Below are 16167 nucleotides of genomic sequence, written 5' to 3'. Positions count from 1 at the left end.
GGCGGTGGGGTATCGCCCCTAAGCCGGCTGCGCCTTCAGCGCCTCGAGGCGGGCCTCCCGCAGGGCCGAGCGGCGGACCTTGCCGGCGTCGTCCCGCAGGGGCTCGTCGACGAACTCGTAGGTCCTGGGCTGCTTGTAGGTGACCAGGCGGGTGGAGAGGTAGTCGCGCAGTTCGGCCTCGGTGGTCGGCCGGCTCACCTGCACGATGGCGTGGATCTTGGCGCCCAGGTCGTCGTCGGGGATGCCGATGACGGCGCAGGACATCACCGCCTCATGCTCGTCCAGGGCGGCCTCGATCTCGGCCGGATAGACGTTGGAGCCGCCGACCAGGATCATGTCGGTCCGCCGGTCGGCCAGGTAGAGATAGCCGTCCTCGTCGAACCAGCCGATGTCGCCCAGGCTCTCCCAGCCGCCGGGCAGGGTCTTGGCCGTGGCGCCGAGATATTTGTAGGACGGGCCGGCGCCCTCGGGGCGGCGCATATAGATCTCGCCGACCTCCCGGGGCGGCAGGGGATTTCCCGCCTCGTCCATGGCGACCATCTCGCCCATGCGGACCTTGCCCACCGAGCCCCGGTGTTCCAGCCATTCGGTCCCGGAGATGACGGTGGAGGCCTGGGCCTCGGTGCCGGCATAGAGCTCCTGGATCACCTCGCCCCCCAGCCAGTGGATGAAGGCCTCCTTCAACCAGGGCGGACAGGGCGCGGCCAGGTGCCAGAGGGTCTGCAGGGAAGACAGGTCGTGGCGGCCGCGGACCTCCTCGGGCAGGTGCCAGATCCGGTTCATCATGGTCGGCACCATATAGACCCAGGTGGCCTTCCAGCGCGCGATCTCGGCCAGGGTCTTTTCGGGGTCGAACCTGGGCATCACCACGATGTGGGCGCCCATGTTGATGGCCGACATCATCATGCCGAAGCCGGCGTTGTGATAGAGCGGCGCCGGCAGCAGGGCTATGGAGTCGGCCCGCAGTTGCCAGCCGCCGACCTCGGGCGCTTCCTTCACCGTCACGCCTGGCTGACCGGCCAGGATCAGCTTGGGCCGGCCGGTGGAGCCGCCGCTGGTGGGGGCCTTGGAGACGGGCGCGATGGCGTCGGGCAGGTCCGAGTCGTCGTCGGACCTGGCGGCGATGGCGTCGATGTTCACCAGGGGCTTGTCGATCGCATGGTCGAAGGCGGCGATGACGAGGGGGGTCTTGGCCAGCTCCATGATCGCTTCCAGCTCGGCCCTGGGCAGGCGGAAGGACACCGGCTGCGGCGTCGCGCCCACCTTCCACAGGGCCCAGCAGGCCTCGACGAAGCCGATCCCATTGGGCAGGCCCAGGGTGACCAGGTCCCCCTGCTTGACCCCCAGCGCCATCAGGCCGCGGGCCAGGCGGTTGGTGCGCCGATGGAACTGGCTGTAGGTCAGAGTGGTCTCGCCGCTGGAGACGGCCGGGGCGTCGGGCCTATCCCGCGCCAGGTCCGCCAGGCGCGCGCCCAGGGAAATCGTCTCGTCGACCATGGTGTGTCGTCCCTAATGCAGGGTCGCGGCTCGTTGAGGCGTCCGCGATCTCTATGAAATGGTATGCCGCCAGAATGGGAGGGCGGCGCAATCAGTTTCCCCTGCCATCGCCGTCCCTGGCAAGGGGTTGGACGATCATGCCCCCTGCGGCTATCAGCAGGCCCATAGACCCAACCCCATGCCGGAGCCCCGCCCCATGTCGGAATCCCAGACCTCGGTCGCCGACCTCAGCGACGAGAACGAGGGCCAGGCCCAGGTGCTGCGCCTGCAGCTGCGCGATCTGGGCGGGCGCCGGGCCTTTTCGGGACCGATCCGCACGGTGGCCTGCCATGAGGACAATTCCAAGGTGAAGGCCGTCCTCGCCACGCCGGGGCACGGCGCGGTGCTGGTGGTGGACGGCGGCGGTTCACTGAACTGCGCCCTGGTGGGCGACATGATCGCCCAGAGCGCGGTGGATCACGGCTGGGCGGGCGTCGTGGTCCATGGGGCGGTGCGCGACGCCCCCGTCCTGGCCACGCTCGACCTGGGGGTCAAGGCGCTCGGCACCATGCCCCTGCGCAGCGTGCGCCGCGACCAGGGCGAGACCGATGTGTTGGTCGCCTTCGGGGGCGTGATCTTCACGCCGGGCGACAGGCTGTTCGCCGATGAGGACGGGGTCATCGTCCTGCCGGCCTGAGGGTCAGGGCGCGAGCGGGCGCCAGTCCACGGCCAGGTCCGGCTCGCGGAAGGCGAACCGCTTGAGGTGGCTGGCGATCACATCTTCCAGCCGGACCAGGTCCTCTGGCGTGTTCGCCTGGGCCGAGAGCTCCAGGGCTTCGGGCGCGACGGCCAGGCGCGTCTCGCCCATGGGGAAGGCGATCCGCCCAACCTGGTCGTCGAACTCGGCGGTGACCTTGTGGCCGAAATGCTTGCAGAGCTGGACCATGTAGCGGTGAGCGTGGGCGGTCGCGACCGAGGCTGTCGAGGTGTGCATGACGCAGGCCCTCACAGACGTTCGATCTTGCCGGCCGCCTCGTCTAGGACGGCGGCCACGGCGGCGGCCTCGGCGTCGCTGGCCCCGCGGGACAGGCGCAGCTTGAGCGCCATCTTCACGTTTTCCATGGCCCGGCGGACCTTGTCGCGGCCCGCGTCATCGGCGCCCACCGCGCCCATGCGGGCGAAGATGGCGTCCACCGAGGGCTTCTGGACGGCCAGGGCCTCGCGGCCGGCGTCGGTGATGGCGTAGAGCTTGCGACCGCCCTCGCCGCCGCTCTGCAGAACGAAGCCCTCGTCCTCCAGCAGGGCCAGGGTCGGGTAGATGGCGCCGGGGCTGGGGCGATAGGCGCCGCCGGTGCGCTCTTCCAGGGCGCGGATCAGCTCATAGCCGTGGGACGGCGCCTGTTCGATCAGGGCCAGCAGCACGAAGCGCAGGTCGCCGTGCTCCAGGAAGCGGCCAAGCCGGGGACGTCCGCCGCCACGGCGGCCGTGGCCGCCACCATGAGGGCCGCCATGTCCGGACATGCCGTCACGGCCGTGGCGGGCGCGGTGGGGGTTGAAACCAAAGTGTCGATGCATGTGTATTTCGTTCCTATTTCGATCTATCGAAACAATAGATATATCGAACTATATCGGAACGCAAGGCTTAAGATTTCCGAAGGCTTGCGCCAACGTCAGGGCGTCAGTGCGCCAGAGGCGGATCGACCACTTCGCGCATGATCTCAGCCAGCAGCCGCCCTTCCGCCGCCCGGCTGGAGCCCGCGCGCCAGGCCACCACGATCTCGCGGCTGGGATGGTCGGTGGCGAGCGGCCGGATGGTCACGGCCGCGGCGTCGGTCAGGCCGGCGGCCACCGCCATGGCCGGCAGGAAGCTCACCCCCAGGCCTGAGCCCACCATCTGCACCAGGGTCGGCAGGGAGGTGGCGGCGAAGGGGCCGTCATCGACGCTGGCCCGGGGCGCCTTGAGGCCGCAGGCGGCCAGGGCGTGCTCGCGCAGGCAATGGCCGTCCTCCAGCAGGATCATCTCCGCCCGCTCCAGTTCGTCGGGCGGTGTGGCGCTCATCTGGGCCAGGGGATGGTTGGCCGGCAGGGCGGCGACCAGTTCGTCGTCGGCCACATGGGCGAGGTCGAGGCCCGCGGTCTCATAGGGCAGGGCGATCAGGGCCGCGTCCAACTGGCCGGCCTTCAGCCCCGCGATCAACCGCTGGGTCAGGTCCTCCCGCAGGAAGAGCCGCAGGTCCGGATAGCGGGCGCGCAGCAGGGGAAAGGCCCGCGGCAGCAGGAAGGGGGCGATGGTCGGGATCACCCCCAGGCGGAAACGGCCCGACAGGGGCTGGCCGGCATGGCGGGCCTCCTGGACCATCTCCTCGGCCTCGTTGAGGATGGTGGCGGCCCGGCGCAGGGCGGCCTCGCCCACGGCGGTCAGGATCACCCCGGTCCGCGCCCGGTCCACCACCGGCGCCCCCAGGGTGCGTTCGAGCTCCTGGATGCCCGCCGACAGGGTGGGCTGGGTGACGTGGGCGGCCTCGGCGGCGCGGCCGAAGGCGCCGTGCTCGGCCAGGGCCTTGAGATATTGCAATTGGCGGACGGTGGGCAGGATCATGACCAGCAATATAGGTCAGCCCTATCGTTTTCCAAAAAACAATTGATTGGACCCCGATCTTAGCCTGGGCGAAACTCCGCGTGTCGAGGCGGTCGGCTCCAAGGTCGCCTCAATGTCCGGGGGTTTGTGTCTTCTCTCCCCAAGCGTCGGCGCGCCTCCGGACCCCGGCTTGCGGGTCAGGCCTGTTCGAAGCTCAGCGGACCTTCCCAGAAGGTCTCCACCAGCTGGTGCTGAGCGCCGGGCCGTCCGGTGGTCAAGAAGCGACGCAGGCCCCCCGAGCCCGGATCGATCTCGGGATGGCGCTCCAGATAGCCCGCCAGGGCGGCGGCCGTGGCCTCGGGCTGGTGGATCAGCGGCGTGCCAAGCTTGAGCGCGGCGCGGAACATGTCGGCGACGATCTCATAGTGGGTGCAGCCCAGGATGGCGCGGTCCGGCGCCCGGCCGATGCGGGCGGTGATGGTCGCCACATGGCGCTCGACCTCGGCGGCGAGTTCGACCGCGCCGGCATTGGTCTCGATCATGCGGGCGAGATCCGGGCAGGGCTCGACGAAGACCGCCACGTCCTGGCGGCGCTTGTCGATCTCGATCTCATAGACCCGGCTGCGGGCGGTGGCCGGGGTGGCGAACACCGCCAGGATGTCCAGCTTCTCCACCTTGTCGCCGCGGCGCTCGGCCTCATGCTCCCAGGGCAGGCCGGTGGCCGCCTCGATGGTGGGCACGATCAGCCCCAGCACATTCACCGGCCGCTCCAGCTCCCGACGGCGCTGGGGCAGCCAGGTCTGTTGCAGCCGCCGCAGCGCGATGGCCGAGGCGGTGTTGCAGGCCAGCACCACCAGGTCGCACCCTTGGGCGAACAGGCGATCGCAGCCGGCCCGGGTCAGGTCGACAATCTCCTCGCCGGGTCGCCCGCCATAGGGGGCGTTGGCCTGGTCGGCCAGATAGACGAGGTCGGCGCTCGCGAAGCGCTCGACCAGCTTGCGATGGACGGTCAGGCCGCCCACTCCGGAATCAAACACGCCGATGGCCATGCCACGGCTTTAACGGGCGCGCGGGCGGGCCGCCAGGGCCTGACGACGTAACATTACGAGGCTGTCATGTGACGTGCCGCCCCGCGGCGCCTAAGGTCGCGCCAACCTTTTCCGTCAGACCTGGAGTTTTCATGGATCGGCGCATGTTCCTGGCCGTCTCGAGCGCAGCGCTCGGCGCCGCCACCCTGCCCCTGCCCGCCTTCGCCGCCGACGGCGCCCCCCTCCTGGCGCCCTGGACCGGCCCCTATGGTGGCGTCCCGCCCTTCGACAAGGTCAAGGTGGCCGACTTCGCCCCGGCCCTTGAGGCGGCGATGGCGCAGGAGCTCAAGGAGGTCGAAGCCATCGCGGCCAATCCCGAGCCCGCCACCTTCGAAAACACCATCGCGGCCCTGGAGCGGGCCGGCGCGGCCCTGGACCGGGTGGGAACGGCCTATGGGGTATGGGGCGGGACCCTTTCGACCCCTGAGATGCGGACCCTGGAGGCCGAGATGGAGCCGAAGCTCGCCGCCCATGGCGACCGGATCCTGCAGAATGCCGCACTCTTCCGCCGTATCGAACAGGTCTATGAGACCCGGGAAAGCGCCGGGCTGACGCCGGAACAGCAGCGGCTGACCTGGAAACGCTGGAACGCCTTCGTCCGCGCCGGCGCCCGGCTCGACCCCGCCGCCAAGGCCCGCGTGGCGGTGATCAATGGCGAGCTGGCCCAGGCCTTCACCACCTTCAGCCAGAACCTGCTGGCCGACGAGACGGACTATGTCCTCTATCTGAAGACCGAGGCGGAGCTGCGGGGCCTGCCCGAGGATGTGCGCTCGGCCGCGGCGACCGCCGCCGCCGATCGGAATCGCCCCGGCGAGTACGCCATCCTCAACACCCGGTCCTCCATGGACCCGTTCCTGACCTATTCAGAGCGCCGGGACCTGCGTGAGAAGGTGTGGCGCACCTATTACAGCCGCGGCGACAACGGCGACGCCCACGACAATAACGGCGTCATCCAGAAGATCCTCAAGCTGCGGGCCGAGCGCGCCGCGCTGCTGGGCTATCCGACCCACGCCCACTGGCGGCTGGAGGCGGCCATGGCCAAGACCCCCGACGCGGCCATGGAGCTGATGATGCGGGTCTGGCCGGCGGCCGTGGCCCGGGTGCACGAGGAGGTGGCCGAGATGCAGGCCATCGCCGACGCCGAAAAGGGCGGGGTCAAGATCGAGCCCTGGGACTATCGCTACTATGCCGAGAAGGTGCGGGCGGCCCGCTACGACCTCGATATGAACGAGGTGAAGGCCTATCTGCAGCTCGACAAGCTGGTGGACGGCATGTTCTGGGCCGCCGGCGAAGTCTACGGCATGAGCTTCAGCCCGGTGACCAACCTCCCGGTTCCGCACCCCGACGTCCGCGTCTGGGAGGTGAAGCGGGGCGGCGGCCATCTGGGCCTCTTCTACTTCGATCCCTATGCCCGCACGGGCAAGCGCTCGGGCGCCTGGATGAACGCCTATCGCAGCCAGCGGAAGCTGGATGGGAAGGTCACCCCGATCGTCTCCAACAACTCCAACTTCGTGAAGGGCGCGCCGGGCCAGCCGGTGCTGATCTCCTGGGACGACGCCACGACCCTGTTCCACGAGTTCGGCCACGCCATCCACGGCCTGCTGTCCGACGTCACCTATCCGTCCCTGTCGGGCACCAATGTGCCGCGGGACTATGTGGAGTTCCCCAGCCAGGTGAACGAGGCCTGGCTGCCGACCCAGCCGGTGCTGAGCCGCTTCGCCCTGCACTATCAGACCGGGGAGCCCATGCCCCAGGCCCTGGTGGACAAGATCGCCGCGGCCTCGACCTTCCGCCAGGGCTTCGACGTGACCGAGTACCTGTCCTCGGCGCTTATCGACATGAAGCTGCACCTGGCCGGCGACGCCGATATCGATCCCGACGCCTTCGAGCGGGACGAGCTGGCCAAACTCGGCATGCCCCGCGAGCTGCCCATGCGCCACCGCACCCCGCAGTTCGCCCACGTCCTCGCCTCGGACGGCTATTCGGCCGGCTACTATTCCTATCTCTGGGCCGAGGTGCTGTCGCAGGACGCCGCAGAGGCCTTCAGGGAGGCGCCGGGCGGCATGTATGACGAGGGGGTGGCCAAGGGGATGGTCGACCACATCCTCTCGGTCGGCGACACCGTCGACCAGGCGCAGGCCTATCGCGCCTTCCGCGGCCGCGATCCGGACGTGGGCGCCTATCTCCGCGACAAGGGCTTCCCCGTCACCTGAGGGGCGCCGGGCGCAGCGTGCTTCGAGGCTCGCTGCGCTCGCACCTCAGCATGAGGAGGTGGGGGGCGGCTCCATGCTCCCATTCGCCCTCATCCTGAGGCGCCGCGAAGCGGCCTCGAAGGACGAGGGCGGCCTCCCGGCCCTCACCGCCCCTTGAACTGGCCCGGGCGACGTTCGTTCACCGCCGCCACGCCCTCGGCGAAATCCTCGGTGGCGCGCAGGGTGGTCTGCTGGACGTGCTCGTGGGCGGTGGCGGCGCGCACGGCATCGGCGAGCTTGCCGCGGGTCGTCCTGCGGGTGGCGACGACGGCGAGCGGCGCGTTCTCCGCCAGCTCGGCGGCCAGCGCGAAGGCCGATTGGCGCAGCTCATTGGCCGGGACCAGCTCGTCCACGAGGCCAAAGGCCAGGGCGTCCTCGGCGCGGATGCGACGACCGGTCAGGAACATCAGATCGGCCCTCTGCGCGCCGATCACCCGGGGCAGGGTGTGGGTCAGGCCAAAGCCCGGATGGAAGCCCAGCTTGACGAAATTGGCCGAGAACCGCGCCTCGGGCGCCGCCACCCGGAAATCGGCCACCAGGGCCAGCCCCAGGCCTGCGCCCACCGCCGCCCCCTGGACGGCGGCCACGATGGGCTTTTCCACCGAGAACAGCCGGATCGCCTGGTCGTAGAGGTCTGAGACCCCGCCCATGCCCGACCCGCCGATGCCGGTGGGGGACGCGAGGTCGGCGCCGGCGCAGAAGGGCTTGCCGTCGGAGGCCAGGACGCTGGCGCGCACGGCCGGGTCCCTGTCGAGGGCCAGCAGGGCGTCGGCCAGGTCGGCGACCAGTTCCACCGACACATGGTTGGCCGGCGGCCGGTGGAAGACCAGCTGGGCCACATGGTCCTGGACGCTGATGGTGAGATGGTCGGCCTTGGTGCTCATTTGCGGGTTCCCAGAAGGTTGCGGGCCACCACCCATTTGTGGACTTCGGTGGGGCCGTCATAGATGCGCATGGTGCGCAGGCGCGTGGCCATCAGCTGCAGGGGCAGCTCCTTGGTCATGCCCATGGCGCCGAAGGTCTGCATGGCGTGGTCGACCACCTCCCAGGCCATCTCGGTGGCGTAGGCCTTGATCATGGAGATTTCCATGCGGGTGTCGCGGCCCTGGTCGAGCTTCCAGGCGCAGTCATAGGTCATCAGCCTAGCGGCATGGATGCGGGTCGCCGCATCGGCCACCCACCACTGGATCGCCTGGCGCTCCGACAGCGGCGCGCCGAAGGTGCTCCGCTGCGGGGCGTATTCGACCATCATGTCCAGGGCCCGCTGGGCCATGCCGATGGACCAGGCGGCCATCTCGATCCGCCGCGTCCCCAACCGGATCTGCATCGGCGCAAAGCCTGCGCCTTCCTGGCCGAGCAGCTTCCAGCCCTCGACCCGGCAATCCTCCAGGGCGATTTCATAGGTGGACTGGCCGCCGATCATCGGGATCTGCCGCAGGACGTTGAAGCCCGGCGCGCCCTTGTCCACCAGGAAGGCCGAGATGCCGCCCCGGGCGCGCTTCTCGGTGTCGGTCACCGCCATCAGGATGGTGAAGTCGGCGTCAGCCGCCCGGGTGATCCAGATCTTGCGGCCATTGATGATCCAGTCGTCCCCGTCGCGGACGGCCTTGGTGATCATGGCCGAGGGATCAGCGCCCGCGCCTGGCTCGGAAATGCCGATGGCCGAGACGGTCTCGCCGCGCACATAGGGCGCCAGATAGGCCTCGCGCTGGCGTTCGTTCACCGTCGCCATCAGCATGCGCAGGTTCGGGCTGTCGGGCGGCAGGGTGTAGGGGGTGATTGTGCGGCCCAGTTCCTCGCCGACGCCGACCATGGCCACATAGGGCAGGTCCGAGCCGCCCACATCCTCCGGCGCATCCAGGCCCCAGAGGCCAAGCTCCTTGGAGATCTCGTCCAGCCGGGCGTGCTCTTCGGGCGGGATGGACAGGCCCTGGCCTTGCGCCTCCCGGTCCAGGACGCCAGCCTCCAGGGGCATGAGGTGATCGCGGACGAAGCGGGCCGTCAGCTCCTTGAGCATCCGATGCTCGTCGGAGAGTTGGAAATCCATCACGTCCTCCCTCTACGTCACGGTGGTTCGTCGCTTGGCGCGATCTCTTTGGCGCAGCATAAACGCCGATAAGAAGCATAGGGGAGAATGGCCGTGGCGGAAGGCAAGGAACTGGCGAAGGAGGCCACCGGGCCACTGGCGGGCGTCCGCATCCTGGACCTGACCAGCGTGGTGTTCGGGGCCTATGCGACCCAGATCCTGGGGGACCAGGGCGCCGATGTGATCAAGCTGGAGGACCCGGGCTCGGGCCGCGGCGACGGCGGCGACATCATGCGCTGGGCCGGCCATCCCCCGGAAGGCGCCCCCAAGGACCTTGGCCCCATCTTCCTGACCATCAACCGCAACAAGCGCTCGGTGCTGGCCAACCTGCGGGACGCCGCGATACGCCCGGCCCTGGAGGCCCTGATCGCCAGCTGCGACGTGTTCGCCGCATCGGTCCGCTATGAGGGGCTCAAGCGCCTGGGCCTCGACTATGAGGCGGTGAAGAAGATCCGCCCCGACGTGATCTATGTCCACGCCGCCGGCTATGGATCAGAAGGCCCCTATGCCGGGGAGCCGGCCTATGACGATCTGATCCAGTCGGCCTCGGGGCTCGCCGACCTTTTGCCGCGCACCGACGGCAATGTGACCCCGCGCATCCTGCCGACCCTGGTGGCCGACAAGGTCTCGGGCCTCTTCATGGCCCAGGCGATCACCGCGGCCCTGTTCCACAAGGCGCAAACCGGCGAGGGCCAGTTCGTCGAGGTGCCGATGCTGGAATGCGTCACCAGCTTCAACCTGGTGGAGAACCTCTACGACCACGCCTATGAGCCGCCCACCGGCCAGTGGTCCTATCAGCGGGTGACCAATCCCCACCGCAAGCCCTTCGCCACCAAGGACGGCTATATCGGCCTGCTGCCCTATACCGACAAGCAGTGGGACCAGTTCTTCGCCGTGGCCGGCTGGGCCGAGACGGTGGCCAAGGACCCGCGCTTTGCCGACTACGCCCAGCGGGCCAAGCACACCCGCGAGCTCTACGCCATGGTCGAGGAGGTCACGGCCACCAAGACCACCGACGAATGGCTGACCCTGCTCAAGGGCCTGTCCATCCCGGTGCAGAAGACCAATCGCTTCGAGGACCTGGAAAGCGATCCGCACCTGGAGGCCGTCGGCCTGTTCGAGCGCTACGATCACCCGCATATCGGCCCCTATAAGGCCATCCGTCCGCCGGTGAAGTTCGAAAAGACCCCGTCCAACATCCGCCGCCACCCCCCGCGCCTGGGCGAACAGACCGAAGAGGTCTTCGCCGAGGTCCGCCAGCGATCTGCGCCGGAGTAAGCCCATGCGCATCGTCGTGGTCGGGACCTCGGGTTCCGGCAAGACCACCCTGGCCGGTCGCCTGGCGAAGGCCCTGGACGTGCCGCACTTCGAGCTCGACGCCATCAACTGGCAGCCGGGATGGGTCTCGCTGAACGACACCGACCGGCCGGCGTTCATCCGCCGGATCGATGCGGCCATCGCCAACCCGACCTGGGTCATGGCCGGCGGCTATTCCAATGTGCGCGACCGCATCTGGAGCCGGGCCACCCACCTGATCTGGCTGGACTATGACCGGCCGGTGGTCATGCGCCGGGTGGTCTGGCGCTCGCTGACGCGGGCGATCAGCGGTGAGGAGCTATGGCCCGGAACCGGCAACCGGGAGTCCGCGGCCATGTGGTTCACCCCGGAGCATCCCATCCGCTGGGCCTGGTCCACCTTCGAGCGCCGCCGAGCGGAGTACGCCGCGCGCCTGGCCGATCCGCGCTTCGCCCACCTGAAAGCCTTCCGCCTCACCTGGCCGGGCCAGGCCAGGCCCCTGGTGGCGGAGCTGGCGAGGTCCGTCCGGCCCTGAGCTTCAGCGGGCGAAGCTGGCCGGGGCGCGCTGCAGGCGGGTGTTCTTGCGGATGCGGGCGGCGTCGCCCTCGTTCAGGGCGGCCAGCAGCGCGGTCTTGAGCGGCGTCAGCGCCTTGGTCTGCGTCACCTTCCAGCCGGCGGCGTCGGTGACATAGAAGGCGTCCACCGCCCGCTCCCCATAGGAATCGATATGGGCCGAGGTGATGGAGAGGCCGGCGTCGGCCAGCGTATTGGCCAGCGCCGTCAACAGGCCCGGCCGGTCGCGGCCCGAAGCCTCGACAATGGTGGCGCTTTCCGAGGCCTCATTGTCGATCAGCACGGTGGACTTGATGGCGAAGGCCGCGGTCCGCGCCTCGGCCCCGGCCCGCGGCGGCTCGCCCTGAGGGACATCGCCGCGGGCGGCGGCCTCCAGGGCCTCGGCCAGGCGCGGCAGGGCGGCGGGATTGTCGTGGCCGAAGGGCTGGCCGGTGATGTCCTGCAGATAGAAGACGTCGAGCGCCTGGCCCTGGCGGGAGGTGAAGACCCGGGCGCCCAGCACGCTGGCGCCGGAGACGGTGATCGCCCTTGTCAGGTCGGCGAACAGCCGGGTCCGGTCCTTGGCGGCCACCACCAGCTCGGCGGCGTTCAGGTCCTCGCGCACATAGCCCATGGCAGCGGCGCCCTCGGCATGGGCCCGCTGGGAGACGGCGGCATGGATGGCGATCTCGTCCTGGCCAAAGCCCGTGAAATAGGCGTCCTCCATGGCCTCCCCCCAGGCCACGGCGGCGGGGTCGGCCTCCACCAGCCGGGCGCGGATGTCGGCGGCGGCGAAGGCCTGGCGCTGGCGCACCACGGCCACGGCGTCATTGGCCCGCCCGCCGCGGAACACGGCTGAGGCCGAGGCGTAGAGGTCACGCAGCAGCTGGCCCTTCCAGCCGTTCCAGACGCCGGGCCCCACGGCGCGGATGTCGGCCACGGTCAGCACCAGCAAGAGACGCAGGCGCTCGGGCGTCTGCACCATGCGCACGAAGTCGGCCACGGTGCGGGGATCGGAGATGTCGCGCTTCTGAGCGTAGTCGCTCATCTCCAGGTGATGCTCCACCAGCCAGGCGACGAGGTCGATGCGGGCCCGCGGCAGGCCCAGCCGCTCGCAGGCGGCCCTCGCGGCCCGGGCGCCGGCCTTTTCCTGGCCGCCGGCCACGCCGCCCTTGCCGGTGTCGTGCAGCAGCATGGCCAGGAAGAGGACGTCCTTCTCCTGGATCTGCGGCATCAGCGAGACGGCCAGGGGATGATCGTCCACCAGGCGGCCAGCCGCGATGTCGGCGATCACACCAACCGCCCGCAGGGTGTGCTCGTCCACCGTATAGGAGTGGTACATGTTGAACTGCATCTGGGCGACGATGCGGCCAAACTCCGGCAGATAGCGCCCCAGCACGCCGGCCTCGGTCATGAGCGTCAGCGTCCGCTGCGGATCGCGGCCCCCGGCCAGGATGTCGAGGAAGATCTTCGCCGCCTTGGGGTCGCGCCGCACCTTCGAGGTGATGAGGCCCAGCGACCTAGTGGCGGCGGTGAAGGCGTCGGGATGCAAATCGAGGTCCCGCCGGTCGGCGATCTGGAACAGCCGCAACAGGTTGAGCGGATCGGCCTCGAAGGTTTCCGGCCCCTCCACGTCCAGGCGCCCGCCCTCCTCGATGAAGCCGGCCACGTCCAGGGGCTTGCGGGTGGTCTTGCGGCCGCTGCCGGGGAACAGGCGGGAAATCCCGCGGGGCGCGGACTTGACCCGATCGGCCTCCAGCTTGGCGGCGAAGACGCGGGTCAGGGCGCCCACCTCCTTGGCGATCAGGAAGTAGCGCCGCATGAAGCGCTCGACGGCCGGATTGTCGGCCCGGTCGCCATAGCCCATTCGCTGGGCGATCTCCGGCTGCAGGTCGAAGGTCAGGCGCTCTTCGGGCCGGCCGGTGGCGAAATGCAGGTGGGCGCGCACCGCCCAGAGGAAGTCGAAGGCCCGGATGAAGGCGCGGATCTCCCGGCCCTCGAACATCTCCAGCTGCGGCACCCCGTCCACCGGCTGGGACGGGTTCAGATATTCGGCGATCCAGAAGAGGGTGTTGAGGTCCCGCAGGCCCCCCTTGCCGTCCTTCACATTGGGCTCGACCATGTAGCGGCTGGCGCCGGCTCTCGCCTGGCGCTCATCGCGCTCCTTGAGCTTGGCGGCGACGAACTCCGCCCCGGTGCCCTTGACCACCTCGTTGCGGAAGCGGGTCTTCAGCTCCTGGGCCAGGGCCTCGTCGCCGATCAGGCGCCTGGCCTCCAGGATCGAGGTGCGGATGGTGAAGTCTTCCCGGGCGAGCTTGACGCACTCGTCCACCGTGCGCGAGGCGTGCCCCACCTTGAAGCCCAGATCCCATAGGGCGTAGAGCATGAACTCGATCACGCTCTCCACATGGGCGGTCTGCTTGTAGGGCCTAAGGAACAGCAGATCGAGGTCGGAGAAGGGCGCGAGCGTGCCGCGCCCATAGCCCCCCACCGCCATCACACACAGGCGCTCGCCCTCGGTGGGATTGCGCGCCCGGATCATGTGGACGGTGGTGAAGTCATAGAGGGCGGTGACCACCTCGTCGGTGACCCCGGACAGGAGCCGCGCGGTCTCGATGCCGCCGGCCCCATTCTCCAGCCGCTCCTTGGCGATCATCCGGCCGCGAAACAGGGCCTGTTTCAGGATCTCCAGCGCCCGCCGACGCTGCTCGGCCTCATCGCCGGCCGCATCCAGCGCCGCCGCCGACAACTGAGCGCGCAACCGCACCCCATCGACGACATATTCCAGGCGGGTGGGCTTCAGGCGAGGGGGCATGGGCTCTGGGGGCTGTGGCGGCGCAGGTACAGCATATAGGGGATCAGCCTTGGCGCGTCAGGTCGGTGGTTTGGCCAGGGCAGCAAGCACGGCGTCGCGGGAACGCGCATCAACTCCAGAAGGGGAAGTCCGCGGCCTGCGTAAGTCTCGCATCCGCTGTGCGCCAATTTCCGGACCTGAGGCCTCGTCCGATATCAGGACACTCCCGAGTTGTTTGGAAGTCCGTTTGCGCGGCAACCGGCCAACCCACCTCAGGGCGCTAGCAAGCGCCTGCTGTATGGCCGCCTCCGGCGAGAGTGATTCTTTTTCCATTAATGCCCCACGCGCCCCACATGAGCGCCACAACTTCGTCAGGGCCTTCGCCCACGGCGTGGCAGAGCCCGGCGCACGCTTTAAGATCACATCCCGAGTCGCGCCGGGTCCTTGACCCAAGCGGTTACTTTGTCGACAAAGGACCAGACGTCCTGGCCATTGGGAGTGACGTACGAGGCAGCGGCTGGGTCACTTCCCATCCGATCCAACATATTCACCGTCCAATCTGTCTTCTTGCCCGGGATATTCAATTCGGGGAGCCAGTGTTCGAGCTCTCCTCGCCTGACTGCAAATATGCCATAGCTGTCAAGTACGTTGAACATCGCGTCAGCGGCCTTGCGGCCTTGTCCAGACAGGATATCTACACCACCATCCTTTTTCATGTCTTTGCCAGAAGCGATCAGTACGTCCTTAATCGCCGATCGCTGCTGGCCGTATCCAAGATGGAGCGCGTCTGGTACGCGAGCGGACTTTAGCCATTCAGTCCAGTCCTTTCCACCATCTTTTATGATATCGATATCCACAATTGCAGCTGCTGGCACACCAAATTCACGAAGCGGCCCTACGATGTCCCTTATCGTTTGTTTATTCTGTGCATTTACAAATAGGATAGAGGGATAATCAACCCCCGCCTCAGTGAGGCGATAGTACACTTCCGCATAGAAGGCGCGATCATTGTCTGACTCGGAAACGATGACTCCATCGTAGAAGAGAGACGATATTACATTTGCGCTTCTCATCAATGGCTTTCTCAAAAAGCTTTCTAGCTTTATTGGATCAACCATTTTACCACGAGATTTTCCAGAACCGTATTCTAGGCGAAGCACCCTAACGTCCTTTGTCGCCTGAAGACATCCCATCAGGAAATCTGGGCTATGCGTTGAGGCCATGAGTGACCCGCCGCGTTCAGTTACCAGGGAGGACAGATGCTTCCCCAGCTTCCTTGCCAATGGAGGGTGAAGAAAAGCTTCCGGCTCATCTACAAGTATAGTGTGAAAGTCTCCGGAATGAACGGCGGTTACAATACCTGTAAATGCCTGAAGTCCATCACTTGCATCCTTAATGTATGTCGCTTTTTGGTGAAAATTCCTAGCATCAACATTTAGCGATTGCTCGTCATCTAACGGAACATCTTCGGAGAGACGAATTCTCAATGTTCCTAGACTAGTCGGATCGATGACAAAATGTAGTGAGAATGCGTCATGGAGCACATTCCGGACCGCCGATCTAGAGTCGTCATCCACAAACAGGTGCGCCAGGATATTTCCGGGCCTAGAGAGAAGATCTCCACCCTTCTGGTCGTTTGTAAGGTTAAATCGAGATCGTCCATCTAGTCGAATAAGCCCCCATCTTAGGTATTGAGTAGCCCACCACCTAGTGTCTTTTTTCTGCTCAGCCATTTGAAGGAAAGTATCTCGCGGGTACTGCTGTCCCTCAAAGCCCCCGTTTGGATTGATCCGACCCACGGTTACATGGTTCGCTGGAGCGTCCTTCGGCTGAAATCGAACAAACTTCTCAAGCGAGTCATTGAGGGAGCCTGTGTCGGGCCAAGTGATTTCATAATCGAGAAGTATCTTTAGCCCGTCCGGAAAAGGAGTACGCATCCGGTGAGGACCGCGGCGGCTAGGCTGTGAATCTCCGGAAGTGGCTTAGGCGGCAAGCGCCGTGGGCGTCCAGTTCCACGGCAGGAGCTCGTCGAGACGACTGGCGGG

13 protein-coding genes are annotated in these 16167 nt (G+C 67.4%); 4 read left to right on the top strand and 9 right to left on the bottom strand.

Features of this window, described 5'->3' with window-relative positions:
• Nucleotides 1–18: 18 nt before the first annotated feature.
• Entirely contained in the window at nucleotides 19–1497 is a 1479-nt protein-coding gene (locus tag Q7S93_RS10325) for an AMP-binding protein (protein ID WP_304713804.1), read from the bottom strand.
• Between the two features lie 178 nt (nucleotides 1498–1675).
• On the opposite strand from Q7S93_RS10325, the gene rraA reads away from it, so the two are divergent.
• Entirely contained in the window at nucleotides 1676–2173 is a 498-nt protein-coding gene (gene rraA / locus Q7S93_RS10320; RefSeq protein ID WP_304713803.1) for a ribonuclease E activity regulator RraA, read from the top strand.
• Between the two features lie 3 nt (nucleotides 2174–2176).
• Here rraA and Q7S93_RS10315 read toward each other — a convergent pair whose 3' ends face one another.
• The 4 genes from Q7S93_RS10315 to Q7S93_RS10300 all read right to left on the bottom strand — a co-directional run bounded on the left by Q7S93_RS10315 (nucleotide 2177) and on the right by Q7S93_RS10300 (nucleotide 5103).
• Complete coding sequence (locus Q7S93_RS10315) at nucleotides 2177–2470, bottom strand: DUF2218 domain-containing protein (RefSeq protein ID WP_304713802.1); 294 nt, start codon at nucleotides 2468–2470, stop codon at nucleotides 2177–2179.
• 11 nt (nucleotides 2471–2481) lie between these two features.
• Nucleotides 2482–3051, bottom strand: a complete 570-nt coding sequence (locus Q7S93_RS10310; protein ID WP_304713801.1) for a PadR family transcriptional regulator — start codon at nucleotides 3049–3051, stop codon at nucleotides 2482–2484.
• A 103-nt stretch (nucleotides 3052–3154) separates the two neighbouring features.
• Entirely contained in the window at nucleotides 3155–4075 is a 921-nt protein-coding gene (locus tag Q7S93_RS10305) for a hydrogen peroxide-inducible genes activator (protein ID WP_304713800.1), read from the bottom strand.
• A gap of 176 nt (nucleotides 4076–4251) precedes the next feature.
• A complete protein-coding gene (locus Q7S93_RS10300; RefSeq protein WP_304713799.1) occupies nucleotides 4252–5103 on the bottom strand; it encodes a glutamate racemase in 852 nt (283 codons plus the stop codon).
• A gap of 131 nt (nucleotides 5104–5234) precedes the next feature.
• On the opposite strand from Q7S93_RS10300, the gene Q7S93_RS10295 reads away from it, so the two are divergent.
• Complete coding sequence (locus Q7S93_RS10295; protein WP_304713798.1) at nucleotides 5235–7355, top strand: M3 family metallopeptidase; 2121 nt, start codon at nucleotides 5235–5237, stop codon at nucleotides 7353–7355.
• A 143-nt stretch (nucleotides 7356–7498) separates the two neighbouring features.
• On the opposite strand, the gene Q7S93_RS10290 is transcribed toward Q7S93_RS10295, so the two are convergent.
• Nucleotides 7499–8278 (bottom strand): enoyl-CoA hydratase/isomerase family protein, encoded by a 780-nt coding sequence (locus tag Q7S93_RS10290; RefSeq protein WP_304713797.1) that lies wholly within the window; start codon nucleotides 8276–8278, stop codon nucleotides 7499–7501.
• Nucleotides 8275–9441 carry an acyl-CoA dehydrogenase family protein gene (locus Q7S93_RS10285; RefSeq protein ID WP_304713796.1) on the bottom strand — a complete coding sequence of 389 codons (1167 nt, stop codon included), beginning with the start codon at nucleotides 9439–9441 and terminating at the stop codon, nucleotides 8275–8277. The genes Q7S93_RS10290 and Q7S93_RS10285 overlap by 4 nt, the downstream gene beginning before the upstream one ends.
• Before the next feature lie 87 nt (nucleotides 9442–9528).
• Here Q7S93_RS10285 and Q7S93_RS10280 point away from each other — a divergent pair, with 87 nt between their 5' ends.
• Both Q7S93_RS10280 and Q7S93_RS10275 read left to right on the top strand, forming a co-directional pair.
• Complete coding sequence (locus Q7S93_RS10280; protein WP_304713795.1) at nucleotides 9529–10758, top strand: CaiB/BaiF CoA transferase family protein; 1230 nt, start codon at nucleotides 9529–9531, stop codon at nucleotides 10756–10758.
• A gap of 4 nt (nucleotides 10759–10762) precedes the next feature.
• A complete protein-coding gene (locus Q7S93_RS10275; protein WP_304713794.1) occupies nucleotides 10763–11311 on the top strand; it encodes a hypothetical protein in 549 nt (182 codons plus the stop codon).
• Nucleotides 11312–11314: 3 nt separating this feature from the next.
• Here the strand turns inward: Q7S93_RS10275 and Q7S93_RS10270 are convergent, their stop codons facing one another.
• Both Q7S93_RS10270 and Q7S93_RS10265 read right to left on the bottom strand, forming a co-directional pair.
• Complete coding sequence (locus Q7S93_RS10270) at nucleotides 11315–14143, bottom strand: [protein-PII] uridylyltransferase (RefSeq protein ID WP_304713793.1); 2829 nt, start codon at nucleotides 14141–14143, stop codon at nucleotides 11315–11317.
• 398 nt (nucleotides 14144–14541) lie between these two features.
• Nucleotides 14542–15855, bottom strand: a complete 1314-nt coding sequence (locus Q7S93_RS10265; RefSeq protein ID WP_304713792.1) for an ATP-dependent nuclease — start codon at nucleotides 15853–15855, stop codon at nucleotides 14542–14544.
• Nucleotides 15856–16167 lie beyond the last annotated feature (312 nt).

Source organism: Phenylobacterium sp., from assembly GCF_030646615.1.
Taxonomy (GTDB): domain Bacteria; phylum Pseudomonadota; class Alphaproteobacteria; order Caulobacterales; family Caulobacteraceae; genus Phenylobacterium.
This window is presented reverse-complemented; position numbering and strand designations above follow the sequence as displayed.

What these genes read in the sequence shown, in the direction of transcription:
- Q7S93_RS10285 (WP_304713796.1), bottom strand. Translation starts at nt 9,441, where the DNA reads ATGGATTTCCAACTCTCCGACGAGCATCGGATGCTCAAGGAGCTGACG.
- Q7S93_RS10290 (WP_304713797.1), bottom strand. Translation starts at nt 8,278, where the DNA reads ATGAGCACCAAGGCCGACCATCTCACCATCAGCGTCCAGGACCATGTG.
- Q7S93_RS10295 (WP_304713798.1), top strand. Translation starts at nt 5,235, where the DNA reads ATGGATCGGCGCATGTTCCTGGCCGTCTCGAGCGCAGCGCTCGGCGCC.
- Q7S93_RS10265 (WP_304713792.1), bottom strand. Translation starts at nt 15,855, where the DNA reads ATGGCTGAGCAGAAAAAAGACACTAGGTGGTGGGCTACTCAATACCTA.
- Q7S93_RS10270 (WP_304713793.1), bottom strand. Translation starts at nt 14,143, where the DNA reads ATGCCCCCTCGCCTGAAGCCCACCCGCCTGGAATATGTCGTCGATGGG.
- Q7S93_RS10315 (WP_304713802.1), bottom strand. Translation starts at nt 2,470, where the DNA reads ATGCACACCTCGACAGCCTCGGTCGCGACCGCCCACGCTCACCGCTAC.
- Q7S93_RS10300 (WP_304713799.1), bottom strand. Translation starts at nt 5,103, where the DNA reads ATGGCCATCGGCGTGTTTGATTCCGGAGTGGGCGGCCTGACCGTCCAT.
- Q7S93_RS10310 (WP_304713801.1), bottom strand. Translation starts at nt 3,051, where the DNA reads ATGCATCGACACTTTGGTTTCAACCCCCACCGCGCCCGCCACGGCCGT.
- rraA (WP_304713803.1), top strand. Translation starts at nt 1,676, where the DNA reads ATGCCGGAGCCCCGCCCCATGTCGGAATCCCAGACCTCGGTCGCCGAC.
- Q7S93_RS10325 (WP_304713804.1), bottom strand. Translation starts at nt 1,497, where the DNA reads ATGGTCGACGAGACGATTTCCCTGGGCGCGCGCCTGGCGGACCTGGCG.
- Q7S93_RS10305 (WP_304713800.1), bottom strand. Translation starts at nt 4,075, where the DNA reads ATGATCCTGCCCACCGTCCGCCAATTGCAATATCTCAAGGCCCTGGCC.
- Q7S93_RS10280 (WP_304713795.1), top strand. Translation starts at nt 9,529, where the DNA reads ATGGCCGTGGCGGAAGGCAAGGAACTGGCGAAGGAGGCCACCGGGCCA.
- Q7S93_RS10275 (WP_304713794.1), top strand. Translation starts at nt 10,763, where the DNA reads ATGCGCATCGTCGTGGTCGGGACCTCGGGTTCCGGCAAGACCACCCTG.